Source organism: Clostridium tunisiense TJ (genome assembly GCF_000300195.1).
Taxonomy (GTDB): Bacteria; Bacillota; Clostridia; order Clostridiales; family Clostridiaceae; genus Clostridium_J; species Clostridium_J tunisiense.
In genome coordinates, this window is record NZ_AMQH01000017.1 from 26,450 (window position 1) to 39,110 (window position 12,661).

The 12,661-nt window shown below is 29.8% G+C and carries 16 protein-coding genes and 1 pseudogene; 4 read left to right on the forward strand and 13 right to left on the reverse strand.

The features are described 5' to 3' along the window. Positions 1-77: 77 nt before the first annotated feature. The 5 genes from C661_RS0117725 to C661_RS0117745 all read right to left on the reverse strand — a co-directional run bounded on the left by C661_RS0117725 (position 78) and on the right by C661_RS0117745 (position 3,507). On the reverse strand, positions 78-299 hold the full coding sequence (locus C661_RS0117725; RefSeq protein WP_017416698.1) for a YuzB family protein: 222 nt from the start codon (positions 297-299) through the stop codon (positions 78-80). Positions 300-430: 131 nt separating this feature from the next. Continuing rightward, complete coding sequence (gene cobS / locus C661_RS0117730; RefSeq protein WP_017416699.1) at positions 431-1,180, reverse strand: adenosylcobinamide-GDP ribazoletransferase; 750 nt, start codon at positions 1,178-1,180, stop codon at positions 431-433. Positions 1,181-1,198: 18 nt separating this feature from the next. After that, a complete protein-coding gene (gene cobU / locus C661_RS0117735) occupies positions 1,199-1,747 on the reverse strand; it encodes a bifunctional adenosylcobinamide kinase/adenosylcobinamide-phosphate guanylyltransferase (RefSeq protein ID WP_017416700.1) in 549 nt (182 codons plus the stop codon). 18 nt (positions 1,748-1,765) lie between these two features. Further along, on the reverse strand, positions 1,766-2,353 hold the full coding sequence (gene cobC, locus C661_RS0117740; RefSeq protein ID WP_017416701.1) for an alpha-ribazole phosphatase: 588 nt from the start codon (positions 2,351-2,353) through the stop codon (positions 1,766-1,768). 224 nt (positions 2,354-2,577) lie between these two features. Next, positions 2,578-3,507 (reverse strand): metal ABC transporter solute-binding protein, Zn/Mn family, encoded by a 930-nt coding sequence (locus tag C661_RS0117745; RefSeq protein WP_017416702.1) that lies wholly within the window; start codon positions 3,505-3,507, stop codon positions 2,578-2,580. Between the two features lie 239 nt (positions 3,508-3,746). Here C661_RS0117745 and C661_RS0117750 point away from each other — a divergent pair, with 239 nt between their 5' ends. Together C661_RS0117750 and C661_RS0117755 are read left to right on the forward strand one after the other, a co-directional pair. Next, positions 3,747-4,400, forward strand: a complete 654-nt coding sequence (locus C661_RS0117750) for a metal ABC transporter ATP-binding protein (RefSeq protein ID WP_017416703.1) — start codon at positions 3,747-3,749, stop codon at positions 4,398-4,400. Positions 4,401-4,414: 14 nt separating this feature from the next. Continuing rightward, the gene (locus C661_RS0117755) at positions 4,415-5,209 is read left to right on the forward strand and encodes a metal ABC transporter permease (protein ID WP_017416704.1); all 795 of its coding nucleotides are present in this window, start codon (positions 4,415-4,417) and stop codon (positions 5,207-5,209) included. A 106-nt stretch (positions 5,210-5,315) separates the two neighbouring features. Here C661_RS0117755 and C661_RS24060 read toward each other — a convergent pair whose 3' ends face one another. From C661_RS24060 to C661_RS0117775, 4 genes are all read right to left on the reverse strand, one after another. After that, complete coding sequence (locus C661_RS24060; RefSeq protein ID WP_017416705.1) at positions 5,316-5,462, reverse strand: clostri-philic family protein; 147 nt, start codon at positions 5,460-5,462, stop codon at positions 5,316-5,318. Positions 5,463-5,834: 372 nt separating this feature from the next. Continuing rightward, positions 5,835-6,503: a tRNA (guanosine(46)-N7)-methyltransferase TrmB gene (gene trmB, locus C661_RS0117765; RefSeq protein ID WP_017416706.1), complete on the reverse strand. Its 669-nt coding sequence runs from the start codon at positions 6,501-6,503 to the stop codon at positions 5,835-5,837. 20 nt (positions 6,504-6,523) lie between these two features. Further along, positions 6,524-7,177 carry a site-2 protease family protein gene (locus C661_RS0117770; protein WP_017416707.1) on the reverse strand — a complete coding sequence of 218 codons (654 nt, stop codon included), beginning with the start codon at positions 7,175-7,177 and terminating at the stop codon, positions 6,524-6,526. Between the two features lie 156 nt (positions 7,178-7,333). Next, a complete protein-coding gene (locus C661_RS0117775) occupies positions 7,334-8,710 on the reverse strand; it encodes a PhoH family protein (protein ID WP_017416708.1) in 1,377 nt (458 codons plus the stop codon). Positions 8,711-8,900: 190 nt separating this feature from the next. Between C661_RS0117775 and perR the strand changes: the two genes are divergently transcribed. Beyond that, positions 8,901-9,317: a transcriptional regulator PerR gene (gene perR, locus C661_RS0117780; RefSeq protein ID WP_017416709.1), complete on the forward strand. Its 417-nt coding sequence runs from the start codon at positions 8,901-8,903 to the stop codon at positions 9,315-9,317. 105 nt (positions 9,318-9,422) lie between these two features. Then, a complete protein-coding gene (locus C661_RS22285) occupies positions 9,423-10,367 on the forward strand; it encodes a hypothetical protein (RefSeq protein WP_017416710.1) in 945 nt (314 codons plus the stop codon). A 362-nt stretch (positions 10,368-10,729) separates the two neighbouring features. Here C661_RS22285 and C661_RS22935 read toward each other — a convergent pair whose 3' ends face one another. The 4 genes and pseudogenes from C661_RS22935 to C661_RS23770 all read right to left on the reverse strand — a co-directional run. Then, positions 10,730-11,563 (reverse strand): hypothetical protein, encoded by an 834-nt coding sequence (locus C661_RS22935; protein ID WP_017416711.1) that lies wholly within the window; start codon positions 11,561-11,563, stop codon positions 10,730-10,732. A 196-nt stretch (positions 11,564-11,759) separates the two neighbouring features. After that, positions 11,760-11,987 (reverse strand): hypothetical protein, encoded by a 228-nt coding sequence (locus C661_RS0117795; protein WP_017416712.1) that lies wholly within the window; start codon positions 11,985-11,987, stop codon positions 11,760-11,762. Between the two features lie 66 nt (positions 11,988-12,053). Continuing rightward, complete coding sequence (locus tag C661_RS0117800) at positions 12,054-12,290, reverse strand: hypothetical protein (RefSeq protein ID WP_017416713.1); 237 nt, start codon at positions 12,288-12,290, stop codon at positions 12,054-12,056. A gap of 173 nt (positions 12,291-12,463) precedes the next feature. Further along, positions 12,464-12,661: pseudogene (locus tag C661_RS23770) on the reverse strand (hypothetical protein); the annotation flags it as partial.

Below are 12,661 nucleotides of genomic sequence, written 5' to 3' on the forward strand. Positions count from 1 at the left end.
ATCTTAATAATAAATCTTAACAAAGAAAAAAGCCACCAAATGTAGCTTTTCACTAAATAAATTTAAGACATTTAAGACTAGCTAACTATCTCAGCTTTCACTAAATCATAAGCTTCCTCTATATCTTCACTTTCAATTAACTTTCCATCAACTCTAACAATGTATTTATACCCACATAAATTGCATACACCAATACACTTGTTTTCTGTAATAACAAAATCTCCATGAAATTCTTTAACTTTCTCCATTAATTTTTCATAACCTTCGTTACACATACAAAAACTAACTTTTTTACTCATTTATTTCCTCCTCTGGTTAGCACATTGGGATGTTTATCATATTAACCTTTCTCTCTTTAATCATAGAAATAATACCATGTTAGTATCTAAAATGTAAAAGAAAGTCTAGGTTATACGTTATTTAATTTTTTCTAATTGGTAATAACAAAATACATAATAAGCGTAAAGATTTCCACTATCTCATTATTTGCACCTAAGGTGTCTCCACTTAAACCTTCAATCTTTTTTTCACAAAATTTATTAAATAAATAAGTAACTATGATTGATGTTATTATTAGTAATATAGCTATTTCACCTATAAATAGATAGGTTAATGCTACAGATATGAGTAGAGTAAATATAAAGTTTATACCTTTAACCTTACCAATAAATAAATTACCAGTACCTTGAGGTTTTGCGCTTTTCCCTATGTAGGATAAGAATACAATAGAGAATCTGCCAATGATAGGAGCTGTTATTATAAGTAGTGGAGTAGTATTAATTGTACTGCTTATCAAGGATACCTTTAAAAGTATATTAAACACAATAGCAATACAACCAAAGGCTCCCACTCTGCTATCCTTCATTATTTCAATGATTTTCTCCTTGCCTCCCTTAAAGGCAAAAAAACCGTCAGCGCAGTCTCCAAATCCATCTAAGTGAAGAGCTCCTGTGATGATAATGGAAATAAGCACTGCAATTATTGCAAGGGTTAAAGAATTTAATTTAGTTGATAATCCATAGTATACTGCATACTGAAATCCCCCAATAATTAGTCCTATGATAGGAAAAAATGGAGTTCCTTCAATGAAGTTCTTATCTTCACAATTTAAGCTTTTGTTTATTGGTATACGGGTAAAAAATTGTATGTACAGTAAAAAGTTGTTAACTATATTTTTCATAATCTATTCCTCATTTTTCTATTTTAACTTTAATGGTAATCCACAGGCAGTAAAATACACTTCATCACACAACTTTGCTATATGTTGATTTGTAAATCCTGCAATATCTCTGTAAATTCTCCCTAATTTGTATTCTGGAACTATCCCACTTCCAACCTCATTAGTAACCATGACTAAATTCTTTTTTTCTTCTCTTGCAGCTTTAATTAAATTTGTAAATTGAAGCTTTATTTTGTTCTGAAGTTCATCTGCTTCTTCCATGATCATATTATCAAAATCCATATTTTTTTCAAACATTAGATTAGTTACCATTATAGTAACACAATCTAAAAGCACATTATTATGCTTTGTATCCTTTATAACTTTTTCCAAGTCTTTAAACCCTTCATAAGTTGTCCATTTATTATTTCTTGAATTTATATGTTTATTTATTCTATCTCTCATTTCCTCGTCTGTAATTATTGCTGTCGCAATATATAGTACATCATCCGTATCTTTAAAAAGATTTTCAGCAAAGGTACTTTTACCACTTCTACTTCCGCCTGTTACTAAAGTAATTTTGTTCATTATAAATCCTCCTATATTTTAACAATGAGTAATAGAATCAATATATAAATTTCCATACTCATATTTAATTATTGCAAGATCACAGTTTTTGCACCCAAAGCCCCAAAACAAATCTAAGTTACCTCCAAGAACATAACTATATATAGCTCTCATTGCTCCACTGTGTGAAACTATTAAAACATTATCATACTTTTTTTCTAAAAGATCACCCATAAAGCTACTAATCCTTTTATATAACTGAATGTAACTCTCCCCATTTGGAGGAGCAAATTCTTTCCAGTTGTCTTTCCACATTTCACATTCTGTTGGGTACAGTCTTAAAAGCTCACTGTAACTTTTCCCTTCAAAGTCCCCAAAATCAACTTCCATAAGCCTCTTATCCTCTTGAATCTTTAAATCCCTTAAAGGACTTATTATATCCAAAGTTTCTTTAGTTCTTTTTGCAGGACTTACATAAACACAATCAAAGACTATACTCTTCAAGTTCTCCTTCATCTTATATGCTTGAAATATTCCTTCCTCATTTAAACTACAGTCTATTGATCCATAATAAGTGTTTTTTTCATTTTGCTGAGACTTTCCATGTCTTAATAAATAAATATCCATTAATTATCACCACCCTATTATCTCATATCCTATATTACTTTTATTTTTATTAAAACTCAATAATAAATTTTTAAACTGAAAATTCAAAGGACATTTCCATTGAACTTTGTTATATTCTTATCTCAAATGCCAATAAAGTCTTATGAAAAATAAAAGAAAGTCTTTATTTTGCAATAAAAACTTTCTCTACATACTAGGTTAATATAATTTTTTATTTTGTAAGTTTATTTTAAACTATTGTATATAGTTTCTACATTGTATTTCATAGCTTCTACAAAAGTTTTACTTTCCTCATTGCTATGAAGAGTATATATTTTCTCAGTTTTGCCCTTTACTTCTCTTGCCAAAGTTTCAGAAATTTCAGGACTTACTAGAGTCTCTGTAAAAATAACTTTAACATTATTCTTCTTTACATAACTTACAAGTTCCTCCAGTTTCTTAGGAGATGGTTCCCCTTCTGCAAAAACATCTTCTATACTATTTTGTTCTAAACCTAAATCTTTACAAAGATAACCAAAAGTTGCATGCCCTGTAACAAAACTTTTATTAGAAAGTTTCTCAAACTTTTGTTTATAAGTATTCAATATATCATTCATCGAAGCTTCAAAAGCTTTATAATTTTCTTCATAGTAGCTTTTATTATCTGGATCCACCTTTACTAAGGCCTCCATTATGTTCTTTCCTTGGATTTTAGAGGATTCTATACCTAGCCATGTATGTGGGTCATATTCCCCATGTTCCTCGTCATTTCCTTCTTCTTTTTCTTCTCCATGTTCTTCAGCTTTTAATAGTTCCACACCCTTTGATGCATCTACAAGCTGAAGATTAGAATTTTTTATAGACTTAAGAACCTTATCACTCCAGCTCTCCATTCCAGCTCCGTTTATAACAAAAATATCTCCTTGTTCTATATTTACCATATCTTTAGCTTTTGGCTCAAAATCATGTGGCTCTGCACCTTCTGGCACCACATTATAAATTTCTACTTTATCTTTTCCTATTTCATCTACTAGGGACTTCATTCCATAGAATGAGGTTACTACCTTTACTTTCCCTGAATCATTACTAGTTTTCACCACTTTATTATTGCTACAACCTATAAAGGTTGTCATAACCATTATAACTAATATAGATATTAATGTCCTTTTTTTCATAAATACACTCCTTTATTGCAATTAATTTGCATCTAGTACTATTATAGTTTCTTTTACTTATAATGTAAATATTTTTTTAAAAATTAATGCAAATCATTTGCAATATCTTATATTTTTATTATATAATCATTAAGTAACTATTATCAAATAATGTATAATTTATTCATTATCTAGATAACTTACTTAATAAATTTGTTTTATTTGGACATTATTGTAATATACATGAAAGGAGTACGTGTATGATTGAAGTGAATAACATTTCTTTTTCTTATAATAATACAAGGCCCTACCTTATTGATAATCTATACTTTACTCTTCCAACAGGTAGTTATGTATCCGTTATTGGTGAGAACGGTAGTGCTAAAACCACATTAATTAAACTTATGGTTGGGATATTAAAGCCTATTAAGGGCTCTATTAATATAAAGTCATCTAGTATTGGATATGTTCCGCAAAAATTAGATAATTTTAATTCACAATTTCCTATAACAGTCTATGAAGTTTTAAATACTCACAGAAAAATTTTAAAAATTAAAGATAAAACCTGTATTACAGATGCATTAAAATCTGTGGGGATGTTAGATTATACTAATAGTCTTATTGGAAACTTATCTGGTGGCCAACAACAAAAGGTTTTTATTGCTAAAGCATTGATTGGTGATAGGGATATACTTATACTAGATGAACCCTCTACAGGTGTAGATAATAAAAGTATGAAGGAAATTTATAATATCATCACACATTTGAATAAGAATCATGGCATTACTGTGGTTTCCATAGAGCATAACTTAGATACTGCTATTAAAAATTCTTCTCATATTTTAAGTATGGAAAATGGTAGTGGTACGCTCTATCCCTTAGATGAGTATTTAAATAACCATCATATAATTTAAGTTGGAGGTTGTAAATGTTTCAATATGAATTTATGCAAAATGCTTTTTTAGCAGGAGTTTTTATATCTATACTTTGCCCCTTAGTTGGAGTTTTTTTAGTTCTTAAACGCTATTCCATGATGGGTGACACTTTAGCTCATTCATCTTTTGCAGGAGTTGCTATCGGCTTAGTTTTTGGGTTTAATCCAATAGTATCTTCTTTTATTTTTACAAGTATATGTGGTGTGTTAATAGAATACTTAAGAGATTATTATAAAAAGTATGCAGAACTTATTCTTTCAATAATCTTGACCTTCAGTATCGGTGTTGGCATTACACTTATCAGTACTGGAAAAACTGGTGGAAATGTTAATACTTTTTTATTTGGAAGTATTCTTACTGTAACTAAAAATGATTTAGTTACTATGCTTATTCTTAGCATACTTTCAATAATATTACTCTCAACCCTATATCACAAGCTTATTTATATAACTTTTGATGAAGAAGGTGCCAAGGTGGCAGGAATAAATGTTAAGCTAATTAATTATATTTTTGCTCTATTAGTTGGAGCAACTATTTCTGTTTCTATACGTATTATGGGGATTTTAGTAATGTCTTCTATGATAGCACTTCCAGTTGCAGCTGCTTTACAGCTTAATAGAGGTTTTAAAGACACTTTATTACTATCATTACTATTTGGATTTATTGACATCATCACTGGCTTAATTTTATCTTATTATATTAACTGTGCTCCTGGTGGAACCATTGCACTAGTTTCTGTATTTGTTCTTGTTTTTGTTATTGCTTTTAAAAAAGTCATAATTAAATAAAAGCTCCCCTTAAAGGATATAAACTTTAAGGGGATTTTTCTTTTATATAACTATTTAATTGTTATATCAAGATAAATCATATCTTAATTTTTTTAATTCTGAAGACCTATTTATTAGGGTTTCCATCTAATTCATCATAATGTGGTTTTATTTTCTCGTCTCCTCTATTATTCTGATTTTTATGAAGCCTTTGCCTTCTCTCACCCTTTTGCATTCCTTGATTTTCTTTATGTTGCTTATTTGTTTCCGTCATTTTCATCTCTCCTTTCATGAAAATTATTTTTTGCCTAAAGAGAGAATTCTATACAATATAATAGAAATATACCTGTTACATTAACCTCTAAGTTATTCTTAATTTCATAATGACATACTATGTTTTTTAAGATGAGTATTTACTTTATTCCCTGCTGAAAATTTTAAAGTAACCAAAGTAGTCATATACAAATCAAATAGTACCTTTATTTTCCCATAAATAAAACTTCATAATTATCTAGATTTTTTTATATTGTGTCATGTGAGTTGATTATTATTTATTTTCCCACAGGTCTATTGTTGAAAATAAAAATACCCATTAGACTGCACACTCTCTAATAGGTATTTTAAAATGCTTTAATTTTAAATAATTCTAATCTGACACAACTAGCTTTGCAACTAAGAACATAGTTTTCATTCCCATAGAAGTAAATTTAGCTTCATATTCAGTAACCACATTATTCTCAAAGCCACTATAGTGAAGGTTATAGGTTAAAAAGTTTATTTCAAAACCACTTTCTTTAAAGTAATTAATAGAATCCTCAAATAAACCGGTATCATCAGTTTTAAACCAAACTTCACCACCTAGTTTTAAAAACTTTTTATATTGTTCTAAAAACTTTGTGTGAGTTAATCTTCTTTTGTTATGTCTTTCCTTGGGCCAAGGATTACAGAAATTAATATATATTTTAGAGATTTCATCCTTTGCAAAAACATTATCAATAAGCATTATATTTAGTGGCATTAGTCTTACATTAATATCCTTATCTTGAAGTTTCTCCTCTGCTCTAAGCTTTTTAACTTTTCTTAAAGCATTAACTAGAACTTCATCCTTTAAATCTATACCTACATAATTGATATTAGGATTTTGCCTTGAGCGCTGCGCTATATGTCCTCCCATGCCACAACCTAACTCTAAGTGTATCTCGTTATTGTTTTCAAAGTTTTCATTCCACTTCCCCATATGATTATATTGGTCAGTTATAACAATATGGCTTGCTTCCATTTCTGGTCTTGCCCAATGTTTTTTTCTTAAACGCATAAAGTTTCTACTCCTCTTGTTTATATTATTGATGTAATTATTTTAACTAAAAATCCAAATAAAGCGTTTCCAGGTACTCCAACTAAAAGGTCTAAAATAGAGTATCCACCTATTAATGGAAGTATTAAAATAATAAAAATTACCATTTGATATCTGTAAAGCATAGTTGAAAACTTATATAAACCTTTTGGAAACAAATCATTTATTATTCTGAATCCATCAAATCCTGGTACTGGTATTAAGTTCAGAAAAAACCATAGACAATTTAACCAAGCAGTTAGGTAAATTATTGTTGATATAATATTATATAGGTTTTCATTAGCTAAACTAAGCTTGCTAAATAATACTAAGGCTATTACTGCAAAAAAAGCAACTACTAAGTTAGCTAGTGGTCCTGCTATAGATACTTTTAAATCATCCTTAAAATAGTTTTTAAACACCTGTGGATTTGTTTCTACAGGCTTTGCCCAACCAAAGCCAACAAGTAAAATCATAATAAACCCTACAATATCTACATGTGCAAAAGGATTTAAAGTTAGTCTACCTTGATATTTAGGAGTATCATCTCCAAGCTTAACAGCTACAATTGCATGTGCATATTCATGAAATGTAAAAGCTAATAAAATAGCTGGGATTATTAATATTTTGTCTAATAAATAACTATTAACATCCATATAAAACGTCCTCCTTGAAGGGATAATTAAATCCATTATACCATATTAACTCATAATATTATTATAGTTATTTATTAATTAAAATCAAGTTAGTTAATTATTTATAGTCAGTATTGTTATTTTAAAAAGTTACATAAAAAAAGGCCTTAGGCCTTTTTATAATTTTTGTGCAGCTTCATATGCTAAAGGAGATCTTTCACACTCATCAAACTTAAGTGTAACTTGGTAGCAAAGTTCGCTACCTTTCATTTTTTCAGATGCATAACATAGTCCATTAGACCTAGAGTCCATAAATGGATGATCAATTTGATCTGGATCACCAATAAGTATTAACTTAGTTCCTTCTCCAACCCTGGTTGTTATTGCTTTAACTTGCTTTGGAGAAAGATTTTGGGCCTCATCAATAATAACCCAGTTTTTAACTATGGATCTACCCCTTAAATATGCAACTGCTTCTGTGGTTATAATTCTTCTATCAAACAACTCTTTTATTTTATCCTGCAATTCCTTTTCATTCTTGTACCTTTCTTTTTCATCAGAATCAACTAATATCTCTAAATTATCAAAGATTGGCCTCATGAAAGGTGCTATTTTTTCTTCCTCTGAACCTGGTAGAAATCCAATTTCCTCATCCATAGTTACATTTGGTCTACAAACTAATATTCTTCTAAACTGTCCTGTATTTTCCTCTATAATCTTTTGTAATCCTGTTGCTAGAGAAAATAATGTTTTGGCTGTACCCGCTGGCCCCTTTATAATAACTAATGGAGCTTTAATTGGATCTGTATACAAAGCTTCAAGCATAAATTTTTGACCTATATTTCTTGGGTTCAGTCCTAGAGGTTTTATATCCTTATAATATAATGGAACTATTTTTTTTCCATCAAATCTTCCCAAGGCAGTTTGTTTTGTATTTTCCATTGAATGCATGAGAACGAATTGGTTAGTGTATATTGCCGGTTTATAGTACTCCTCTTTCTCAACGGAATAGCATAAAGCGTCATCTGGACTTAAGGATTTTTTCGCATAATACTCTTCAAGTTTATAAGAGGGAACATATACTTCTAATCTTCCAGTATATTGGTTGTCGTTTTCTGGGACTACCTTTTCATAGTAATCTTCACTTTTTATATTTACCGTGTCCGCCTTAATTCTTTCAAATATATCCTTAGTAATAAGAATTACATCTTCACCTAAGTCTTTTAAGGCCTTGCATACCTGTAGTATTCTATTATCGGGTTTTTCTTTTTCCCATGCCGGTGGCATTTTAGTATCATAATGGTTCATTTCTACCCTTAAGATACCACCATTGGGAAGAAGAACCCCTTTACATAAATTCCCCTCTTTTCGTAATCTATCAATAGTTCTTGCTGCATGCCTTGCATTAGCTCCTAAATCAGTTTTATCTTTTTTAAAATTATCTAATTCTTCAAGAACTACTTCTGGTATTACTACATCATTATCTCCAAAGGATAATAATGCCCCTGATGAATAAAGAATAACATTCGTATCTAATACATAAGTTTTCTTCAAGCTACTTCTCCTCCTCTCCTATATTACTAATATATGTAAAACTTTTTATAATTGAATAAAAACATGAATAATTTAAAAAACTTTTTTTATCAAAAAAATACATAATTCCATGCTGTAATAATATAATTCCTTTGACAATGGATAATATTTATTATATAATAGGTATAATCAAACAGTGAGGTAAATGCACATGGATAATTTTACACAGATTTTTAAAGAGAAAAAGTTAAAACTTACTCCTCAACGTATAGCTGTTTATAAATACTTGATGTCTACCAAAGAACATCCTTCTGCTGAAACTATATACAATGCACTGCAAGAAGAATACCCAACTATGAGTCTTGCTACTGTATATAAGGCTCTTAAGGTTTTAGTAGAAGTAGGGTTAATTCAAGAAATAAATGTTGGTGAAGGAACTTTCCGTTATGACGGTAATATAGCTCCTCATCCTCATGTTCATTGTATTAATTGTCTTAGAGTAGATGATATAGAAGGAATATCTTTCTCCTTCTTAAACGATGAAGTAAAGAATCATACGAATTATAATATTCTTACTAATCAGGTATATTTTTATGGACTATGCCAATGCTGCAATAATGCAAAATAATTTTTAGGGATTAGCATCTGCTAGTCCTTTTTTTTATTTAAATTTGCAATTATAATTAATTTATTTTCCACAAATAACATATACATTAATTATGGGGGTGTTTATATGAATTCTAAAAAAATATCATTTAATAGGAACTACTGTTTCAGTTTTATTATATTTGCTTCATTGTTATGTGCTTCAATTGTGCTTTTTAAATACTCTAACTCATCATCAACAGCTTTTTATACCTCAGTTGAAGATAGCAAAACTATACAGGATGATTTGAATGGAGATGGTAAGAAGGATATTTTATATGTCAAAAAAGATGATAAAAATTATTATATTCAAATTAATCTTCATGATGGTACTAGCTATGCATTGGATCCTAGTTCTAAATTCCCAACCCTAGGAGATTCCATTGATTATTGGCCTATGAAAGTTGCTACTTTAGATGCATCAAGAAATAAAATAAAAGAAATTTTTTTGCAGTCTTCTTTTCATGGAAAACCTATTCAACATATATTTCTTTGGAATGAAAAAAAATATGATGATATTTTTTGTTCTAATAATAATATCTTGGGTTTCGTGGATAGTAAAAATAATAAAACTCCAAGAATCATTTCAGCAAATATTTATAATGGTGAGATATCATATAATAGCTATATTTTTGTAAAAGATAAGCTTAAACAATTTAATTATAATTATCCTGCAAATTATATGGGTATGGATATAATCTCCAACTTCATTTCTTTAGTTCAAAGTTTTCCTAATGAATCTTTGACATTACCATCATACTTTTACCACAACATCAGTGGAAGCGACTTAAACTTACTATATGGAACAGCTAACAATAGTATGTCCTATTCTTTTGAAGATGGGCTATTTAAGGACTTAAGTTGGGATTCAAACGGAGTTCCTCACGAGGTCAAGTGGTCACTTAACTTTAAAAGCACATCTTTATCTGATTCTAAGGCTGTTAAAGCTATTACTTTTGATTTACTCCTTACAAAGTTTACTAACAGTGATGGAACCTTCACTTACAAGATTACATCTTTAAATTTAAGATAAAAAAAAGGGACCTTTTAAGGTCCCAAGGGGGATGGGGGGGTTCTCTAAAATATAAATCTTAGAGATTATGGAGATTTCAACTCCTATTACATTTATTATTGTTACCCAATTCTGAAGTTTTATTCATTTAAAGTTAAATTTTTATTTGTAAGTAAGAACTTTTAAAATGCTTATGAACCTATTTAAAATTAGTATTATTAGTTAAAATGATTTTATCCTCATATGATTTTAAAATATTCATTGAAAACTTTCATTTTAAAGTCACTTTTACCTATGTCGTACTTAATCAAAATATGGTCTTGTATTCCCTTAATTGTAAAATGCCCAAAAATTATATAATTTATGGGCATTTGTAATTTATTTTAACTTTTTAGCAGTTTTTCTAAAGTTTTCAATTTATTAGGGTCAATTAATCTAATTAAAATATTTACCAATTCATAAAGTTCATTCTCGTTTAACTTTGTACTTGGTTTAAAAACATTTTCTTGTATAATTTCTCCATCCTGTACTGCTTCTCCATTGTCTTCATCTTCATCATTTTCCTCATCATTAATAGTGATATTATCAAAATCTATATTATTAAAGTCAATATTTTCAAGATCTATATTACTGAAATCTATACTATTAACACTATTTAAAATTGAGTTAAAATCCAAGTTAGATAGTATTTGTTCTATTGATTGTTCTTGTTTCTGATGATTACTAATTACTGACTCCATTTTTTGCTCTGTTTTCTTATTGTCATTATTAAGTAAACCACTAAACACATCCCTTAAAGCATCCTTGTCTGCTTCACTTATGTTTGATAGTATATCCTTCAAGCTAGTTGCCTGTGGTTCAGGTTGTTTTTGCTGTGGTTGTTGACTCTGATTTCCTGTTAATCCTTGAAGTGCATTCATTATTCCACCGATTCCACCAAGTGCTGAAAGAGGATCAGAGCCTCCTTGATTCCCTTGGCTTCCTCCATTGCCCCCCATTAAACCTGATAGAAGGGAACCCATTCCATTTCCTCCACTTCCACCAAGTCCTCCTAAGGATGAAAGCAACCCTGCTATTCCATTCATGCCTCCGCCCATGCCTCCACCCGTGCCTCCACCTAAAATATCACCTAGTCCTCCAAAACCAGACATTGGTGCAGGTAGCTGTTGATTATTGCTTGAATCACTATTTCTTCTTCTATGCTTATGTTTTCCCATAAACTCACCTCTTTTTAATATAGGAGGGCAACCTTACCCTCCTACTATTTTAAATATTTATAATTTTAAAAAGCAATCCATGTTTTCACATGGACTGCTAAAACTCTTATCTTTCTAGAAACCCCCCACCATGGGCCATGGTTTACACATCTCACTTATCTTTTGTTGTATCTTTATTTAGTTCTTAAGCTTCTGACTAGCAGCAGCAGCCACCGTTATTATTGTGATTACCTTTCACATTGTTAAATGGTGAATTTCCAAATCCATTGCATCCACATAACCAGTATAAGAATAATAATGTTAATGCATTCTTAGCAACTGGATTGTTATGAGTGTCTAAAAGGTTAAGGTTATTCAATATAGCAATTACTAATAAAATTGTACATGGTTCAAAATTAAATCTTTGATTTCCGCTTCCACACATAGTTTATCTCTCCTTTATAAGCATTCAGTATTTCGTAGCTTTTGATTTATTATATTCCTTCGTTAATTAGCAGCAGCAAACTTTTACTTTTCTTCTTCTGCATTTGCAACGATTCTCTCTATATGGAGCTACATTGCTAGCATTATTGTTATTGCATCCACATAGCCAGTAAAGAAGTAATAAAGTTAATGCATTTTTAGCTGTTGGTGAGTCATTTAGTAATCCTTGATTTCCTAATATAGCAATTACTAATAAAATTGTACAAGGTTGAAAGTTAAATCTTTGATTTCCGCATCCACACATGGTTAAATCCTCCCATTTATAATTTATTTTTTTCTTAACCTTTGATCTTTTTACATTTTAAATTTAGGTTGATTTATTCTTTGTCTTCTGAAATTATACATATTCATTTATTGTTTTTTTACTTGATATTCTTTTGATACTCTAACTCTTTAGTTGTTTTATAGTTAATATCTTTAGCATCCTTTTCTAATTAAAAAAATTGCAGCTAGTATGGCAATTGTGCAGATATTTATTCCACAGCCGCATCCACCAAGTAGACCTCCGCCATATCCACGGTTTCCATAGCCTGTGTTGCCTAAGCAACATGGGTCTATTTCTATACAGCAGCAATCTTTACATTTGTGTTTTTTGTGTTTCTTACAGCAGCAGTC

Excerpts from the sequence above, each read along its gene's own strand:
- C661_RS0117725 (WP_017416698.1), bottom strand. The coding sequence starts at position 299 with ATGAGTAAAAAAGTTAGTTTTTGTATGTGTAACGAAGGTTATGAAAAA.
- cobS (WP_017416699.1), bottom strand. The coding sequence starts at position 1,180 with ATGAAAAATATAGTTAACAACTTTTTACTGTACATACAATTTTTTACC.
- cobU (WP_017416700.1), bottom strand. The coding sequence starts at position 1,747 with ATGAACAAAATTACTTTAGTAACAGGCGGAAGTAGAAGTGGTAAAAGT.
- cobC (WP_017416701.1), bottom strand. The coding sequence starts at position 2,353 with ATGGATATTTATTTATTAAGACATGGAAAGTCTCAGCAAAATGAAAAA.
- C661_RS0117745 (WP_017416702.1), bottom strand. The coding sequence starts at position 3,507 with ATGAAAAAAAGGACATTAATATCTATATTAGTTATAATGGTTATGACA.
- C661_RS0117750 (WP_017416703.1), top strand. The coding sequence starts at position 3,747 with ATGATTGAAGTGAATAACATTTCTTTTTCTTATAATAATACAAGGCCC.
- C661_RS0117755 (WP_017416704.1), top strand. The coding sequence starts at position 4,415 with ATGTTTCAATATGAATTTATGCAAAATGCTTTTTTAGCAGGAGTTTTT.
- C661_RS24060 (WP_017416705.1), bottom strand. The coding sequence starts at position 5,462 with ATGACGGAAACAAATAAGCAACATAAAGAAAATCAAGGAATGCAAAAG.
- trmB (WP_017416706.1), bottom strand. The coding sequence starts at position 6,503 with ATGCGTTTAAGAAAAAAACATTGGGCAAGACCAGAAATGGAAGCAAGC.
- C661_RS0117770 (WP_017416707.1), bottom strand. The coding sequence starts at position 7,177 with ATGGATGTTAATAGTTATTTATTAGACAAAATATTAATAATCCCAGCT.
- perR (WP_017416709.1), top strand. The coding sequence starts at position 8,901 with ATGGATAATTTTACACAGATTTTTAAAGAGAAAAAGTTAAAACTTACT.
- C661_RS22285 (WP_017416710.1), top strand. The coding sequence starts at position 9,423 with ATGAATTCTAAAAAAATATCATTTAATAGGAACTACTGTTTCAGTTTT.
- C661_RS22935 (WP_017416711.1), bottom strand. The coding sequence starts at position 11,563 with ATGGGAAAACATAAGCATAGAAGAAGAAATAGTGATTCAAGCAATAAT.
- C661_RS0117795 (WP_017416712.1), bottom strand. The coding sequence starts at position 11,987 with ATGTGTGGAAGCGGAAATCAAAGATTTAATTTTGAACCATGTACAATT.
- C661_RS0117800 (WP_017416713.1), bottom strand. The coding sequence starts at position 12,290 with ATGTGTGGATGCGGAAATCAAAGATTTAACTTTCAACCTTGTACAATT.